General features: G+C 72.2%; 11 protein-coding genes. 8 read left to right on the forward strand and 3 right to left on the reverse strand.

The genetic code is table 11. The annotated features are described in order from the left end of the window. Window positions 1-77: 77 nt before the first annotated feature. Together OEIGOIKO_RS12845 and OEIGOIKO_RS12850 are read left to right on the forward strand one after the other, a co-directional pair. A complete protein-coding gene (locus tag OEIGOIKO_RS12845) occupies window positions 78-1721 on the forward strand; it encodes a M4 family metallopeptidase (RefSeq protein ID WP_125054157.1) in 1644 nt (547 codons plus the stop codon). A gap of 158 nt (window positions 1722-1879) precedes the next feature. Then, entirely contained in the window at window positions 1880-2554 is a 675-nt protein-coding gene (locus OEIGOIKO_RS12850) for a response regulator (protein WP_125054158.1), read from the forward strand. Window positions 2555-2633: 79 nt separating this feature from the next. On the opposite strand, the gene OEIGOIKO_RS12855 is transcribed toward OEIGOIKO_RS12850, so the two are convergent. Further along, window positions 2634-3872: a helix-turn-helix domain-containing protein gene (locus tag OEIGOIKO_RS12855; RefSeq protein WP_125054159.1), complete on the reverse strand. Its 1239-nt coding sequence runs from the start codon at window positions 3870-3872 to the stop codon at window positions 2634-2636. A 133-nt stretch (window positions 3873-4005) separates the two neighbouring features. Here OEIGOIKO_RS12855 and OEIGOIKO_RS41580 point away from each other — a divergent pair, with 133 nt between their 5' ends. Then, the gene (locus tag OEIGOIKO_RS41580; RefSeq protein WP_170251698.1) at window positions 4006-4167 is read left to right on the forward strand and encodes a hypothetical protein; all 162 of its coding nucleotides are present in this window, start codon (window positions 4006-4008) and stop codon (window positions 4165-4167) included. A gap of 67 nt (window positions 4168-4234) precedes the next feature. Continuing rightward, complete coding sequence (locus OEIGOIKO_RS12860) at window positions 4235-5851, forward strand: sensor histidine kinase (RefSeq protein ID WP_125054160.1); 1617 nt, start codon at window positions 4235-4237, stop codon at window positions 5849-5851. Window positions 5852-5864: 13 nt separating this feature from the next. Here the strand turns inward: OEIGOIKO_RS12860 and OEIGOIKO_RS12865 are convergent, their stop codons facing one another. Further along, complete coding sequence (locus tag OEIGOIKO_RS12865) at window positions 5865-6797, reverse strand: NADP-dependent oxidoreductase (protein WP_125058661.1); 933 nt, start codon at window positions 6795-6797, stop codon at window positions 5865-5867. 85 nt (window positions 6798-6882) lie between these two features. Here OEIGOIKO_RS12865 and OEIGOIKO_RS12870 point away from each other — a divergent pair, with 85 nt between their 5' ends. Next, a complete protein-coding gene (locus OEIGOIKO_RS12870) occupies window positions 6883-7863 on the forward strand; it encodes a GlxA family transcriptional regulator (protein WP_125054161.1) in 981 nt (326 codons plus the stop codon). 96 nt (window positions 7864-7959) lie between these two features. Continuing rightward, window positions 7960-8247 (forward strand): antibiotic biosynthesis monooxygenase, encoded by a 288-nt coding sequence (locus OEIGOIKO_RS12875; RefSeq protein ID WP_125054162.1) that lies wholly within the window; start codon window positions 7960-7962, stop codon window positions 8245-8247. 91 nt (window positions 8248-8338) lie between these two features. On the opposite strand, the gene glgP is transcribed toward OEIGOIKO_RS12875, so the two are convergent. Next, window positions 8339-11056, reverse strand: coding sequence for an alpha-glucan family phosphorylase (glgP, locus tag OEIGOIKO_RS12880; protein WP_125054163.1), 2718 nt, complete (start codon window positions 11054-11056; stop codon window positions 8339-8341). Window positions 11057-12100: 1044 nt separating this feature from the next. Here glgP and OEIGOIKO_RS12885 point away from each other — a divergent pair. Then, window positions 12101-14104 (forward strand): alpha-1,4-glucan--maltose-1-phosphate maltosyltransferase, encoded by a 2004-nt coding sequence (locus OEIGOIKO_RS12885; RefSeq protein ID WP_125054164.1) that lies wholly within the window; start codon window positions 12101-12103, stop codon window positions 14102-14104. Continuing rightward, window positions 14101-15801, forward strand: coding sequence for a maltose alpha-D-glucosyltransferase (gene treS, locus OEIGOIKO_RS12890; RefSeq protein ID WP_125054165.1), 1701 nt, complete (start codon window positions 14101-14103; stop codon window positions 15799-15801). Before OEIGOIKO_RS12885 ends, treS begins: the two co-directional genes overlap by 4 nt. The last annotated feature ends 67 nt before the right edge of the window (window positions 15802-15868 follow it).

Consider the following 15868-nt stretch of genomic DNA (forward strand, 5'->3'; position numbering starts at 1 on the left):
GAATGGCAGTCTCCCCCGCAAGCACCACCCGCATCGCTTTGCACCCCCACCCTTGGCAAAGTCGAAGGAGCACACGCGTGTCCCCCCACCTGTCCCGTAAGGCACGTACCACCGGAATCTCGCTGGCAGCCGCCGGCGCACTGATAGCCGCGGCCGTCACGGCCGGCACGGCGGGCGCCTCCCCCACAGGCCCCGGCACCACCGCCAAGGCCGCGGCGGCCTCGCCGATCCAGCTGACCGCCTCGCACCGCGCCGAACTGCTGCGCGACGCGAGCGCCACCAAGGCCCGGGCCGCGCAGGAACTGGGCCTGAGCGCCCAGGAGAAGCTCGTCGTCAAGGACGTCGTCAAGGACGCCGACGGCACCACCCACACCCGCTACGACCGCACCTTCGCCGGGCTGCCCGTCCTCGGCGGTGACCTGATCGTGCACCGGGCCGAGGGCGGTGCGCTCAAGAGCACCACCAAGGCGAACAGCGCGAAGATCGCCGTCGCCTCGACCACCCCGAAGATCGCCCCGAAGGCCGCCGCGCAGGCCGCCCAGGGCACCGCGAAGTCCTTCGGCGCCCAGCAGGCCGCCGCCGTGACGCCCAAGAAGGTCGTCTGGGCCGCCTCCGGCACGCCGGTCCTCGCCTACGACACGGTGGTCGGCGGCTTCCAGAAGGACGGCACGCCCAACCAGCTGCACGTGATCACCGACGCGAACACCGGCAAGAAGATCTTCCAGTACCAGGGGATCGAGAACGGCGCCGGCACCAGCACCTACAGCGGCTCCGTCGAGATCGGCACGAAGAAGGGCGCGGACGGCTACGAGCTGACCGACGACGGGCGCGGCGGCCACTCGACGTTCAACCTGGGCGGCAGCGAGAGCGGCGAGGGCAAGCTCTTCACCAACAAGGACGACAAGTGGGGCAACGGCAAGGCCGACGACCCGGCGACCGCCGCCGTCGACGCCGCCTACGGTGCCCAGCTGACCTGGGACTACTACAAGAACGTGCACGGCCGCGCCGGCATCAAGGGCGACGGCAAGGGCGCGACCTCCCGCGTCCACTACGGCCAGAACTACTCCAACGCGTTCTGGGACGACAGCTGCTTCTGCATGACGTACGGCGACGGCGAGGGCAACAAGAAGCCGCTCACCTCGATCGACGTCGCGGCGCACGAGATGAGCCACGGTGTCACCTCGGCCACCGCCAACCTCACCTACAGCGGTGAGTCGGGCGGTCTCAACGAGGCCACCTCGGACATCTTCGGCACCGCCGTGGAGTTCTTCGCCAAGAACAAGGAGGACGCCGGCGACTACCTCATCGGCGAGAAGCTCGACATCGCCGGTGACGGCAAGCCGCTGCGCTACATGGACAAGCCCTCCAAGGACGGCCAGTCCCTGGACAGCTGGAGCCCGGACGCCGGCAACGTCGACGTGCACTACTCCTCCGGCATCGCCAACCACTTCTTCTACCTGCTGTCCGAGGGCAGCGGCGCCAAGGAGATCGGCGGCGTCACGTACGACAGCCCGACCGCGGACGGCAAGAAGGTCGAAGGCATCGGCCGGGACAAGGCCGAGAAGATCTGGTTCAAGGCCCTGACCACGTACATGACCTCGAACACCGACTACAAGGGCGCCCGCGAGGCGACCGTCAAGGCGGCCACCGACCTGTACGGCGCGGACGGCGCCGAGGTCAAGGGCGTCGAGGCGGCGTGGAGCGGCGTCGCGGTGAAGTAAGGACGGGAACGGCCGGCCGGCACCCGGCGGCCGGCTCCCTCCTGGGGCGGTGACCCCACGACCGGGCGGTGTCCGGAGGCTCCCAACCTCCCTTCGGACACCGCCCTTCCATGTGCCCGGCGGCGGCCGGCGGCGTACGGCTGGCTAGGGTGACGCGTATGAACGATGTGGGGGCGACCGTTCGGGTACTGCTGGCGGACGACGAGGCGATGATCCGGGCCGGGGTGCGCGCCATCCTCACGGCCTCGCCCGGCGTCGAGGTGGTCGCCGAGGCGGCCGACGGACGCGAAGCGGTCGAACTGGCGCTGCGGCACCGCCCCGACGTGTGCCTGCTGGACATCCGGATGCCGCGGCTGGACGGCCTCGGCGCCGCGGCCGAACTGGCCCGGACGCTGCCGGAGACGGCGGTGGTGATGCTGACGACCTTCTCCGAGGACGAGTACGTGGCGGGGGCACTGGGCTCCGGCGCCAGCGGCTTCCTGCTGAAGACCGGCGACCCGCGCGAACTGATCATCGGCGTACGGGCGGCCGCCGAGGGCGGCGCGTACCTCTCGCCGTCCGTGGCGCGGCGCGTCATCAGCCAGTTCGGCGGCGTGGCGCTGGGCAGGGCGGCCGCGGCGCGGTCCCGTACCGAGGAGCTGACCGGGCGCGAGCGCGAGGTGCTCGCCCTGGTGGGCGCGGGGCTGTCGAACGCGGAGATCGCCGGGCGGCTGTTCGTCGTGGAGGGCACGGTCAAGGCGTACGTCAGCGCGGTCCTGGCCCGGCTGGGCCTGAAGAACCGGGTGCAGGCGGCGATCCTCGCGTACGAGGCGGGGCTGGTGCGGGACGCGTGAGCCGGGTGGGCCGGGACGGGTGAGCCGGGACGGGTGAGCCGGGTGGTCCAGGGCCCGTGAACCGGGCGGCGGGGAGCCGTCAGCGCCAGAACTGCCACCAGGGCCGCGGGCGCCCGGGTGACCAGGCGTTCATCCGCAGGTCGCGTTCACGGTAGTAGTCCCGTACGGCTGCCTCGGGGCGGTCCTCGCACGCGGCGGCGAGCAGGCCCAGGGCCTCTTGGTCGTCCCGTTCGTGGCACGCCTTGCCGAACCGCGCCAGTTCACCGACGGGGGCTTTGCCGCCGATGAAGTCGATCAGGTGGTCACCGGTGACGACCTCGGTGTTGAGGATGAACGCGGTACGCCGGAACGCCCCGGTCCGGCACAGGTGGTAGAGCTGGACTCCGCTGCAGAGCCGGGCCGCGGCGGCGAGGAGCCGCTCGGCGTCGAGTTTCCGGCTGTGCTCGCGGAACTTCCGCCAGAGAGCGGGAATGCCGTCGGGCGACTCGACGCAGAAGGTGTCCACAGCCACGTCGGCGGCCGCGTCACGGTCCGCGTCACGAAGTTCCTCCACGAGGGCGAACAGGTCCGTGACGGAAAGGGGACCTGCCGAAGGGGCGGTGGGCGGCGGGTCCGTCCCCTCGTGGCGGGCGATCTCGCGGGCCGTCTCGGCGGCCATCTCGTCCAGGTGGCGCACCTCGGACCGCCGCAGCCGCACCACCGCCTCGCCCTGCGCGATCTCGTCCTCCAGCTCGGCCACCCGGCGCCGGGCCGAGTCGCGCTCCCGGGTGAGCTCGCCGATCTCCCGGGCATGGCCGCCGGCCTGCTCGGCCAGGCGCTGGAGCGCCTCCTCCGCCTTGCGCCGCAACGCACGCTCGTGCTCCAGTTCCTCGCGCAGGGTGCCGAGCTTGGCCGCCGCCTCGGCGCGCAGCAGTTCCTGCTGTTCGCGAGCCTCCGCCACGTCGCATTCGTGCGCCCGCAGCGGCTTCCTCTCCCGCTCGGCGTCCACGACGGCGTACAGCAGCTTCTGGGTCGCCCGGACGGCCTCCCGGGCGCGGGCGGTGTCCGAAGCCGCGTCGCACACCTGGTGGAGGGCCGCGATCTGCGCGCGGCTGGGAATCTCGTGCCCGTTGAGGAACTTCGACAGCCGCGACACGCTGAGCACGACGCCCTGCTCCGCGAGCCCTCGCGTCACCTGCGCCAGTGTCAGGCCGGACGCCTCGCGCAAGGTGCGCAGCCGCGCAACCAGCACCTTCCGCGGCCCTTCCGGCACGTTGTCCAGCGGGGCGAGCCGGTCCGGCCCGCGTCCCGTATGCCCTGGTCCGAGCTCTGGTCGCATCGACCCCCCTGAAGTTGCCGGCCCCGCACCTTGCGTCCGTCTCACGCAAGACTCCCGCGCGCGCTGGCGCAAGCTCGTGCGCCGCTGCTGAGCTTGGACTGTATCCAACATCCCGAACCGATCGAAGGCCGTCATGACACCACGCCAGCAGCAGAAGAAGCCGCCAACTCCCTTTCTGGAACTGCGTATCGGCGGCGTGCACGTAGTGGTCCAGCACCTGCCCTACCGGCTGCTCGCCGTCCTCAGCAGCGTGGCGGGCGCGGCCGGTGGGGTGTTCTGGGCCAGAGGGGGGTGAAGGGCGGACACCAGGTCCTTACTTTCGTCGGACGCGCGCACCGCCCCTGATCGGCGAAGCTGACGTCATGCTCACTCGCCTCACCCGGTTCGCGCCGCCCGCCGCCGAACGCCCCCGGTGGGCGGCCCGGTCGCTGGACGTCTGTCTCTGGCTGGCGCTGGCCGTGCCGCTCACCGCCGCCTTCGACGGGGTGCCCGAGGTACGGACGTGGACGGCGGCGTTCGGCGTCCCGCTGCTCGCGGCGGCGGTGGCGGTGCGCCGGAAGTGGCCGCTCGTGGCACTCGCCGTGCCCGTGGCACTGGGGCTCGTGACGTCCCGGGACCTGTTCACCTTCGAGTACACCGCCGCGCTGGCCGTCCTGGCGTACCTCGCCGGGGTACGGCTCGAACGGGCCCGCGCCCCGCTGTGGTTCTTCGCGGGCGTCGCGGCCGTCAGCCTGCCGCTGAGCGCCGTCCTCGTCCGCAACATGTGGCCCTGGTTCACCGCCGTTCTCACCCTGCTCTTCAACATCGTCCTGCCGTGGCTGCTCGGCCGCTACCGCCGCCAGTACGCGGCGCTGGTCCGCTCGGGCTGGCAGCTCGCCGAGCGGCTGGAGCACGAACAGCAGGCGGTCGCCGACCGTACCCGGCTGCGTGAACGGGCCCGCATCGCCGGGGACATGCACGACTCGCTCGGCCACGAACTGGCGCTGCTCACCCTGCGGGCCGGGGCCCTGGAGGTCGATCCGCGGCTGGCGCCCGACCAGCGGGCAGCCGTCGGCGAGCTGCGGGCGGCGGCGGGCACGGCCGCCGAACACCTGCGGGACGTCATCGGCGTCCTGCGCACCGACGACCGCGCCGAGCCCTCCCGGGTGCCGGCGGACGACAGTGTCGAAGCACTCGTCGCACGCGCCCGGTCGGCCGGCCTGACCGTCTCGCTGCGGCGGGACGGCGCGGTGGAGACGGTCGAGGGGACCATGCCGGTGATGGGCGGGCGCGCGGTGTACCGCGTGGTGCAGGAGGGGCTGACCAACGCCGCCAAGCACGCGCCGGGCGCGCCGGTGGACGTACGGCTGACCGGCGACGGGCGGCGGCTGGAGGTGACGGTGACCAACGCCGCGCCGCCGCCCGGCACCGCACCGGTGCCAGGCGGCGGCCCGGACGGCAGCGGTCTGGTGGGGCTGGACGAACGGGTCCGGCTCGCCGGCGGTGAACTGCGTGCCGGGCCCACCCCCGAGGGCGGGTTCGAGGTCGCGGCCCGGCTGCCGACGACCGGCCGGGCACCGGTGCGCGGCCCCGGTGACCACGCCCCGTGGACCCGGTCGCAGCGGGAACTGGCGGCCGCCCGGCAGCAGGTGCGGCGGCGGCTGGTGCAGACGGTGACGGTGCCCGCGGCGCTGTTCACCGCACTGCTGCTGCTCATGGGGGTCTTCGCGTTGATCAGCCCGTCCTGGTCGGTCCTGGACCGCGGGACGTACGACCGGGTACGGACCGGTGACGCCCGGGAGACCGTGGAGGCGCGGTTGCCGTTCTTCTCCATGGACGTACCGCCCGACGGCACCCCCGAACCGCCGCCCGGTCACACGTGCCGGTACTACTACACCCGCCCGTACGCGGATGACGTGGCCTACCAGCTCTGCTTCGCGGACGGCCGGCTGGCGTCCAAGGGCGTCGTCCACCGCCGGGACCGGCCGTCGCCCGGGTGAACGGGCCGCTCCGTCACTTCACCGCAAGGACGATCTTCCCCTGGGTGCGGCCGGTCTCGCCCATCGCGTGCGCCTTGGCGGCCTGCTCCAGCGGGAAGGTCGCGGCGATGTGCGCCCGCAGCGCGCCGGACTCGGCGAGGGCGGCGATCTCGCGCATGCCCGCCTGGTCGGCCTCGACGATCAGCAGCGCGAGGCGGACCCCGCGCTCGGCGGCCTTCGCGGCGTCCTCCGGGGCGCTGCGGGCGAGGATCGAGACGACGGTGCCGCCCTCGCGCACCACGCCCAGGGAGCGGGCGAGGGTGTCGCCGCCGATGGTGTCCAGGACGACGTCGACCGGGCCGGCGGCCTCGGCGAAGTCGGTGTCCCGGTAGTCGATCACCTCGTCGGCGCCGAGGGAGCGCAGGAAGTCGTGCTTGGCGGCACTGGCCGTGCCGATCACATGGGCGCCCCTGGCCTTGGCGATCTGTACGGCGAGGTGGCCGACGCCGCCCGCCGCCGCGTGGATCAGGACGCGCTGTCCGGGCTGTACGTCCGCGGTGTCCACCAGCGCCTGGTACGCGGTGAGGGCGGCCAGCGGCAGGGCGCCCGCCTGCACGTGGTCGAGGGCGGCGGGCTTGGGCACGAAGGCCCGCGCGGGGCCGGTGACGTACTCGGCGTGGGTACCGACGCCGTACGGGTACGGGACCATGCCGAAGACCTCGTCGCCGGGCTTGTGCAGGGTGACGCCGATACCGACCGCCACGACGACGCCGGACACGTCCCAGCCCAGGACGCGGGGCAGCGTCCGGACGAAGAGGCCGTCCGCGCGGTGCTTCCAGTCGGTGGGGTTGACCCCGGCGGCCCGGACCGCGATCAGGATCTGGCCGACGCCCGGCTCGGGCCGCGGGAGTTCGGTCTCGTGCAGGACCTCGGGGCCGCCGGTGACGTCCTGGCTGATGGCACGCATGGTGTGTTCGCTCATGCCGTCCAGCATCACCGGGCCCGGCAGCCGCGACAATGGCACGATGGCCATCATTCGATAGGATCGTGCCATGCAGCCTCATCGTGTGGTGGTCCTGGCCCTGGACGGCGTCTACCCCTTCGAACTCGGCATCCCGGCCCGGGTCTTCCATGCCGCCGACGGCCGGTACGAGGTGCTGACCTGCTCGGCCGACGGCGGTCCGGTGCGCAGCGGCGCCGACTTCTCGGTCCTCGTGGAACACGGCCCCGAGATCCTGCGCACCGCCGACACCGTGGTGATCCCGTCCATCGCCCCGGACCGCGTCCCCACCGAGCTGTCCGGACCGGTGCGGGCCGCGCTGGCGACGATCCGGCCCGGTACGCGCCTGGTGTCCATCTGCACCGGCGCGTACGTGCTGGCCGCCGCCGGGCTGCTGGACGGCCGCCCGGCCACCACCCACTGGCAGCTCAGCGATCACTTCCGCCACCTGTATCCGCAGGTCAGGGTCACCCCCGACGTGCTCTTCGTCGACGACGGGGACGTCCTCACCTCGTCCGGCGCCGCGTCCGGCATCGACGTCTGCCTGCACATCGTGCGCGCCGACCACGGCGGCGCGGTCGCCAACCACGCGGCCCGGGCCTGTGTCATGCCGCCGTTCCGCGACGGCGGCCAGGCCCAGTACGTCGAGCAGCCGGTGCCCGCGCCGACCGCGACCGGCACCGCGGCCACCCAGCAGTGGGCCCTGGAGCACCTGGACGAGCCGCTGACGCTGGCCCGGCTGGCCCAGCACGCCGGGATGAGCCTGCGCACCTTCAACCGCCGCTTCCGCGACGAGACCGGCCTGAGCCCGGGCCGGTGGCTCATCCAGCAGCGCCTGCTGCGCGCCCGCCAGTTGCTGGAGACCAGCGACCTGCCGGTGGACCTGGTCGCCGGCCAGGTCGGCTTCGCCGGCGGCGCGTCCCTGCGCCAGCACCTGCACGCCGCCATCGGCGTCTCACCGCAGGCGTACCGGCGTACGTTCCGGGCACCGCGGGCGGCCGAAGAGAAGAAGCCGGCGGTCCCGACGGGCTGATTCCGGCCGTCGGGCGCCGCGGGCGACTGTACGGAGCCGTGCGGCCGGTCTAGCTTCGGCCCATACCAAGACGTACGCCCGAGAGGGGACACCGCCATGGCATTCGGTTTCGTCGCCTTCCACTATCCGGCCCCCGAGCACGTCGAGGAGTTCGTCGGCCAGTGCCACCGGGTCGCCGAAGCGGCGCGGTCGCAGCCGGGCTTCCTGTCCGTCGGGGTCTGGGTCACGCCGGACGGCGAGGCCGTCGTCACCACCGGCGCCTTCGCGTCCGAGGAGACCTTCCGCGCGGCGGCCGAGGCGGCCCGCGAGCTGGGCGCGACGCCCGAGGGGCTGAGCGACCTGGAGGTCAGGCCGCGCCAGGTGCACTTCCTGCTGTCCCGCTGAAGGGGATGCCGAACGGACCGCTGAACGTCCCGGCCGGGGCGCCGCACGTCGTCCGTGCGAAGCCCCGGCCGCGTACGGGCGGCGTCCGCCCTTAGCGCATCAGCACCCCGGCCTCCTCCCCCGTCGCTTCCGACGGCACCGCCAGCAGGCCCATCTCGGCGGCGGTGACCAGCAGCCGGTGGGCCGGCAGGACGCGGACCGTGTAGCCGAAGGAGCCGGTGCGGTCGAGGGCGAGCGGGCCCTCGTAGAGCCAGCGGCCCTCCAGGTCGGGGCCGCCGGTCGGTTTGAGCGGCACGGTCGTGGCGTCCGTGATCCGGTCGGACTCGTCCACCCGGCCCGAGACGACCTGGACCTCCACGTCGTCAGGGGCGAGGTCGCCGAGGGCGACACGGACCCGCAGCGCCAGGGTGGCGCCCAGTTCGGCGCTGCCGTTGGGCGGGGCGCCCGGCACTCCGGCGGGCTCCGCGCGGTCCACCACCAGGGCGCCGGTCTCCACGTGGTCCACCGCGACCCGCGGCCACGCGGCCCGTACCCGGGTCTTCCAGGCGGCCAGTTCGGTCGCGGCCTGCGGGGTCAGCGCGCGCTGGGAGCGGGCGGCGGGCGCGTACAGCCGCTCCACGTACTCGCGCACCATGCGGCCCGCCAGCACCTTCGGTCCCAGATTGACCAAGGTCTGCCGGACCATCTCGACCCAGCGCTGCGGAACACCGGCGTCGTCACGGTCGTAGAAGCGCGGCGCGACCCGCTGCTCCAGCAGCTCGTACAGGGCGTTGGCCTCCAGTTCGTCGCGCCGGTTCTCGTCGGTGGCGTGGCCGTCGGCGGTCGGGATGGACCAGCCGAAGTCCGGCTCGTACCACTCGTCCCACCAGCCGTCCAGGACGGAGAGGTTCAGACAGCCGTTGAGCGCCGCCTTCATGCCGGAGGTGCCGCACGCCTCCAGCGGGCGCAGCGGGTTGTTGAGCCAGACGTCGCAGCCGGGGTAGAGCTTCTGCGCCATGGCCATGCCGTAGTCGGGCAGGAAGACCAGCCGCTGCCGTACGCGCGGGTCGTCGGCGAAGCGGACCAGTTCCTGCACGAGGCGCTTGCCGCCGTCGTCCGCCGGGTGGGCCTTGCCCGCCACCACGATCTGGACCGGCCGCTCGGGGTGCAGCAGCAGGTCCATCAGACGGTCGCGGTCGCGCAGCATCAGGGTGAGCCGCTTGTAGGAGGGCACTCGGCGGGCGAACCCGACGGTGAGCACCTCCGGGTCCAGTACGCCGTCGATCCAGCCCAGTTCGGCGGCCCCGGCGCCGCGCTGCCGCCAGGAGACGTGCAGCCGCCGCCGTACCTCCTCGACGAGCTGTTCGCGCAGGACCCGCCGCAGGTCCCAGACGTCCGCGTCCGGGATGTCGGCCACCGCCGACCAGCGCCGGGAGTCGCCGACGGACAGCGCGTCCTCGGTCCGGCCGGCCCCGATCTGGCGGGCGCCGAGCCGGAAGACCTCGGGCGCCACCCAGGTGGGCGCGTGGACGCCGTTGGTGACCGACGTGATCGGTACGTCCTCCGGGTCGAAGCCCGGCCACAGTCCGGCGAACATCTCGCGGCTGACGCGGCCGTGCAGGGTGGAGACGCCGTTGGCGCGCTGGGCCAGCCGCAGGCCCATCACCGCCATGTTGAAGCAGTTGGGTTCGCCGCCGGGGTAGGTCTCCAGGCCGAGTGCGAGGATGCGCTCGACGTCGATGCCGGGCAGTTCCGCCGCCTCGCCGAAGTGGCGGGCGACCAGTTCGCGGTCGAAGCGGTCGATGCCGGCGGGGACGGGGGTGTGGGTGGTGAAGACCGTACCGGCGCGTACGGTCTCCAGCGCCCCGTCGAAGTCCAGCCCGACCGGTCCGCCCGCCTCGCCGGGGCCGCCCTCGCGGCCGGCGTCCGCCAGCTCGCGGATGCGTTCCAGGCCGAGGAAGCCCGCGTGTCCCTCGTTCGTGTGGAACACCTCGGGCGCGGCGTGGCCGGTGAGCCGGCAGTACGTCCGTACGGCCCGTACCCCGCCGATCCCCAGCAGCATCTCCTGCAACAGGCGGTGCTCGCTGCCCCCGCCGTAGAGCCGGTCGGTCACGTCCCGCTCGCCCGGCCCGTTCTCCTCCACGTCGGAGTCCAGGAGCAGCAGCGGCACGCGGCCGACCCGCGCCACCCAGACGACCGACCGGAGCTGCCGCCCGCCGGGCAGCGCGAGGGCCACCTGGGCGGGCGTCCCGTCGGCCTCCCGCAGCAGGTCCAGCGGCAGCTCGTTGGGGTCGAGCACCGGGTAGTGCTCCTGCTGCCAGCCCTCGCGGGAGAGCGACTGGCGGAAGTAGCCGTGCCGGTAGAGCAGGCCCACCCCGATGAGCGGTACGCCGAGGTCGCTGGCCGCCTTGAGGTGGTCGCCGGCGAGGATGCCGAGGCCGCCCGAGTACTGCGGCAGCGCGGCGGTGATGCCGAACTCGGGCGAGAAGTAGGCGACGGCCTCGGGCAGCCGGCTGTCCCGGCCGCCCTGCTGGGCGCCCTGGTACCAGCGCTGCCCGGAGAGGTAGTCCTGCAGGTCGTCGGCGGCCGCGCCGAGCCGGCGCAGGAATCTGCGGTCCCCGGCCAGCTCCGCGAGCCGCTCGGCGGAGACGGTGCTCAGCAGCCGTACGGGGTCCAGCCCCGCCCGGCGCCGGCCGGCGGGGGCTATGGCGTGGAACAGTTCGCGGGTCTCGGGGTGCCAGGACCAGCGCAGATTGCGCGCCAGGTCGCTGAGGGGTCGCAGGGGCTCCGGGAGGACGGGGCGCACGGTGAACCGACGAATGGCCTTCACGCTACGACGGTAGCGGCGCACCGCCGCCCGATTCGCCCGGTAGCCCGGAATCCGGTCGGATCCGGACGCCAACTGCCATGATCGGCGGGCCTCTTGGGTCGTCACCCGTTCGGCCGAGCCGGTCACCCGAAGGGCGCCTTCCGGCCATCCGGGAGCGCGGCCCGGGACACCGGGACGGCGGGATCGGGCCCGCCCCTCCCCCGCTCCCCGGCCGCCCCGTGCGGCCGATATGGCCGGTTCCCCACCCCCGGGCACTCTTGTTCGAGCCCACACCGGGCGAAAGGCTGCCGGTGACGCCGCCGGCCCGGGTGCGGCACCCCGCCCTCCCTCCCGCGACTCCGGCGGCCCCGGCCCGAGTTGAGGAGGGGATCGGGACGCACGCCACGCATATGCACCGGGAATCCGGCGGGCGGCATTGTCCAACTGGCGTTCGAAATCGGCCTGTTCGCGCCGGGTGTGGACATCACGTCGGCGTGGAACCCGGGAGACACTGCGGTGCGGGCCCCGTCCGGCGCGTCCCCGGCCGCACCGCACGCAGCCCGCACAGCTGCGCTCCATCTGCCGCCCCACCGGCGGACCGGACCGAAGGAGGTGCGGAGCACGCCGGCCGCAGCGGCGGCCAGGCATCGGAACACCGCGGCGGGCCCCGGCTCGCCGATCGCGTCGTCGCAGGTCAGCACCGGACGGTGAGTGCGGAACGGCGCCGCCCCGTAATACGTCGCACGGCGTTCGGGCCGGGCCGGAGCCGGACGCCCGGGAGCGTGCGCGCCGCCGCACGTACACGTCCGGAGCCCCGGTCATATTCCGTTCCGCGGTTACGTGCCGGTAGTGCGCGGACGGCCCGATTGCCCGCCCGCGCGCCACGGGAAGGCTTGTGCGGTACCGCTCTTGCGCCCCGGCGCGCCGCACGGCTTCCCGCCCCGCCCCCATCCGCCAACCGAGTGAAAGCGGACAGGAGAGCCCATGCCCGCAGCCCGTCCCTCCGTCACAAAAACGATAGAAAGGACAGAATCCGGTAACACCTCCCAACCTTCAGGTGACCCCATGATCGGCCGCATCCCCGTGCTGGACCTCCACCCGCTGATCGACTGCGGCCGTCGCCCGGCGAAAGCGGTGGTCGGCGAGACCTTCCGGATCTCGGCCACCGTCTTCCGTGAGGGCCATGACGCGGTCGCCGCCAACGTCGTCCTGCGCGACCCCCTGGGCCGTCCCGGCCCCTGGACGCCGATGCGCGAACTGGCGCCCGGTACGGACCGCTGGGGTGCCGAGGTCACCCCGGACGTGGAGGGCCGGTGGACGTACGGCGTCGAGGGCTGGTCGGACCCGGTCGGCACCTGGCGCCACCACGCCGGCATCAAGATCCCGGCCGGTCTCGACACCGAACTGGTCCTCGCCGAGGGCGCCGCGCTGCACGAACGCGCCGCCGAGGGGGTGCCCAAGAGAGACGGCCGGGAAGCGGTGCTCGCCGCGGCGGACGCCCTGCGCGACCCGCAGTTGCCCGCCGCCACCCGGCTCGCCGCCGCGCTCACCCCCGAGGTCACCGCCGCGCTCGCCCGCCACCCGCTGCGTGAACTGGTCACCGCCTCGCGGACGGTGCCGCTGCTGGTCGAGCGCCGCCGGGCCCTGTTCGGGTCGTGGTACGAGCTGTTCCCCCGGTCCGAGGGCGCGGTGGTGCGCAAGGGCGCGCCCCCGGTCAGCGGCACGTTCCGGACGGCCGCCGAACGGCTGCCGGCGGTCGCGGCCATGGGGTTCGACGTGGTCTATCTGCCGCCCGTGCACCCCATCGGCACCTCCTACCGCAAGGGCCCCAACAACGCGCTCTCCGCGGGCCCGCACGACGTGGGGTCGCCGTGGGCCATCGGCTCGCCCGAGGGCGGGCACGACGCGCTGCACCCGGACCTCGGCACCTTCGAGGACTTCGCGCACTTCGTCCGCACGGCGCACGACCTGCGCATGGAGGTGGCGCTGGACTTCGCCCTCCAGTGCTCGCCGGACCATCCCTGGGTCACCGAGCACCCCGAGTGGTTCCACCACCGCGCGGACGGCTCCATCGCCTACGCCGAGAACCCGCCGAAGAAGTACCAGGACATCTACCCGCTCGCGTTCGACGCGGACCTGAACGGCCTGGTGCGGGAGACGGAACGGCTGCTGCGCTTCTGGATGGAGCGCGGGGTGCGCATCTTCCGGGTCGACAATCCGCACACCAAGCCGGTGCTCTTCTGGGAGAAGGTCATCGCGGACGTCAACCGCACGGATCCGGACGTCGTCTTCCTGGCCGAGGCGTTCACCCGGCCTGCGATGATGCGCACGCTGGCACAGATCGGGTTCCAGCAGTCGTACACCTATTTCACCTGGCGCAACGGCAAGCACGAGCTGACCGAGTACCTCACCGAACTGTCGCGGGAATCGTCCTCGTACATGCGGCCGAATTTCTTCGTCAATACGCCGGACATCCTGCACGCCTATCTGCAGGACGGCGGGCGGCCCGCGTTCGAGGTGCGTGCCGTACTGGCCGCGACCCTCTCCCCGGCGTGGGGTGTCTACGCCGGATTCGAGCTGTGCGAGTCGACACCGGTACGAAGTGGCAGCGAAGAGTACCTGGATTCCGAGAAGTACCAACTCAGGCCCCGGGACTGGGAGACAGCGGCGCGTGCGGGACGTACGATCGCTCCTCTCATCACCACGCTGAACCGCTTGCGACGCCGCCACCCGGCACTCCAGCAGCTGCGCGACCTTCATTTCCACCACGTCGACAACGACGCCGTCCTCGCCTATTCCAAACGGGCCGGGAACGGCGCCGGGGCCGACACGGTGCTCACCGTCGTCAACCTCGACCCGCACCACACCCACGAGGCGACGGTGTCGTTGGACATGCCGGAACTCGGCCTCGATTGGCACGATTCCGTCCCGGTGCGCGACGAGCTCACCGGCGAGACCTACCACTGGGGCAGGGACAACTATGTGCGCCTCGACCCGGGCCGCGCTCCGGCGCCCGCGCACCTGTTCTCCCTGCGACCGTCCTCACCGATCGGAGGGTCACCCAATTGATCGTCAACGAGCCCGTCCCCGACAAGTTCGAGGACACGCCGGCCAAGGACCGCGATCCCGACTGGTTCAAACGGGCCGTCTTCTACGAGGTCCTGGTGCGTTCCTTCCAGGACAGCAACGGTGACGGCGTCGGCGACCTCAAGGGCATCACGGCCAAGCTGGACTATCTCCAGTGGCTGGGCGTGGACTGCCTGTGGCTGCCGCCGTTCTTCAAGTCACCGCTGCGGGACGGCGGGTACGACGTCTCGGACTACACGGCCGTGCTCCCGGAATTCGGCGACCTGGCCGACTTCGTGGAGTTCGTGGACGCCGCGCACCAGCGCGGGATGCGGGTGATCATCGACTTCGTCATGAACCACACCAGCGACCAGCACCCGTGGTTCCAGGAGTCCCGCACCGACCCGGACGGCCCGTACGGCGATTACTACGTCTGGGCCGACGACGACAAGCAGTACCAGGACGCGCGCATCATCTTCGTCGACACCGAGGCGTCCAACTGGACCTTCGACCCGGTGCGCAAGCAGTACTTCTGGCACCGCTTCTTCTCCCACCAGCCGGACCTGAACTACGAGAACCCGGCCGTGCAGGAGGAGATGCTCTCCGCCCTGCGCTTCTGGCTCGACCTGGGCATCGACGGGTTCCGGCTGGACGCGGTCCCGTACCTGTACGCCGAGGAGGGCACCAACTGCGAGAACCTGCCCGCCTCGCACGCCTTCCTCAAGCACGTACGGGCGGAGATCGACGCGCATTACCCCGACACCGTGCTGCTGGCCGAGGCCAACCAGTGGCCGGAGGACGTCGTCGACTATTTCGGGGACTACTCCAAGGGCGGGGACGAATGCCACATGGCGTTCCATTTCCCGGTCATGCCGCGCATCTTCATGGCGGTCCGCCGGGAATCGCGCTACCCCGTCTCGGAAATCCTGGCCAAGACCCCGGAGATTCCGGCCAACTGCCAGTGGGGCATCTTCCTGCGCAACCACGACGAGCTGACGCTCGAAATGGTCACGGACGAAGAACGTGACTATATGTACGCGGAATATGCCAAGGACCCGCGCATGCGGGCCAATATCGGCATCCGCCGCCGGCTGGCCCCGCTGCTCGACAACGACCGCAACCAGATCGAGCTGTTCACCGCCCTGCTGCTGTCCCTGCCGGGCTCGCCGATCCTGTATTACGGCGACGAGATCGGCATGGGCGACAACATCTGGCTCGGCGACCGGGACGCGGTCCGCACCCCGATGCAGTGGACGCCCGACCGGAACGCCGGTTTCTCCTCCTGCGACCCCGGCCGGCTCTTCCTGCCGACCATCATGGACCCGGTCTACGGGTATCAGGTCACCAACGTCGAGGCGTCGATGTCCTCGCCGTCGTCGCTGCTCCACTGGACCCGGCGCATGATCGAGATCCGGAAGCAGAACCCGGCCTTCGGCCTCGGCACCTACACCGAACTCCCCTCGTCCAACCCCGCGGTGCTGGCCTTCCTGCGCGAATACCAGGACGACCTGGTGCTGTGCGTGCACAATTTCTCGCGTTTCGCGCAGCCCACCGAACTGGACCTGCGCACATTCAACGGACGGCATCCGGTCGAACTGATCGGCGGCGTCCGTTTCCCGCCCATCGGCGAATGGCCCTATCTGCTGACCCTGGCGGGCCACGGCTTCTATTGGTTCCGGCTCCGGAGGGGGGCGGTCTAGCGACCGTACCGGCGCACGTGCAGGCGGCGGAAAACCACCGCCCGTATCCGCCCGCGATACGGGTACG

Source organism: Streptomyces paromomycinus (assembly GCF_003865155.1).
GTDB classification, from domain to species: Bacteria; Actinomycetota; Actinomycetes; order Streptomycetales; family Streptomycetaceae; genus Streptomyces; species Streptomyces chrestomyceticus.

What these genes read in the sequence shown, in the direction of transcription:
- OEIGOIKO_RS41580 (WP_170251698.1), top strand. Translation starts at nt 4,006, where the DNA reads ATGACACCACGCCAGCAGCAGAAGAAGCCGCCAACTCCCTTTCTGGAA.
- OEIGOIKO_RS12870 (WP_125054161.1), top strand. Translation starts at nt 6,883, where the DNA reads ATGCAGCCTCATCGTGTGGTGGTCCTGGCCCTGGACGGCGTCTACCCC.
- OEIGOIKO_RS12875 (WP_125054162.1), top strand. Translation starts at nt 7,960, where the DNA reads ATGGCATTCGGTTTCGTCGCCTTCCACTATCCGGCCCCCGAGCACGTC.
- OEIGOIKO_RS12855 (WP_125054159.1), bottom strand. Translation starts at nt 3,872, where the DNA reads ATGCGACCAGAGCTCGGACCAGGGCATACGGGACGCGGGCCGGACCGG.
- OEIGOIKO_RS12865 (WP_125058661.1), bottom strand. Translation starts at nt 6,797, where the DNA reads ATGCGTGCCATCAGCCAGGACGTCACCGGCGGCCCCGAGGTCCTGCAC.
- OEIGOIKO_RS12860 (WP_125054160.1), top strand. Translation starts at nt 4,235, where the DNA reads ATGCTCACTCGCCTCACCCGGTTCGCGCCGCCCGCCGCCGAACGCCCC.
- OEIGOIKO_RS12885 (WP_125054164.1), top strand. Translation starts at nt 12,101, where the DNA reads ATGATCGGCCGCATCCCCGTGCTGGACCTCCACCCGCTGATCGACTGC.
- OEIGOIKO_RS12850 (WP_125054158.1), top strand. Translation starts at nt 1,880, where the DNA reads ATGAACGATGTGGGGGCGACCGTTCGGGTACTGCTGGCGGACGACGAG.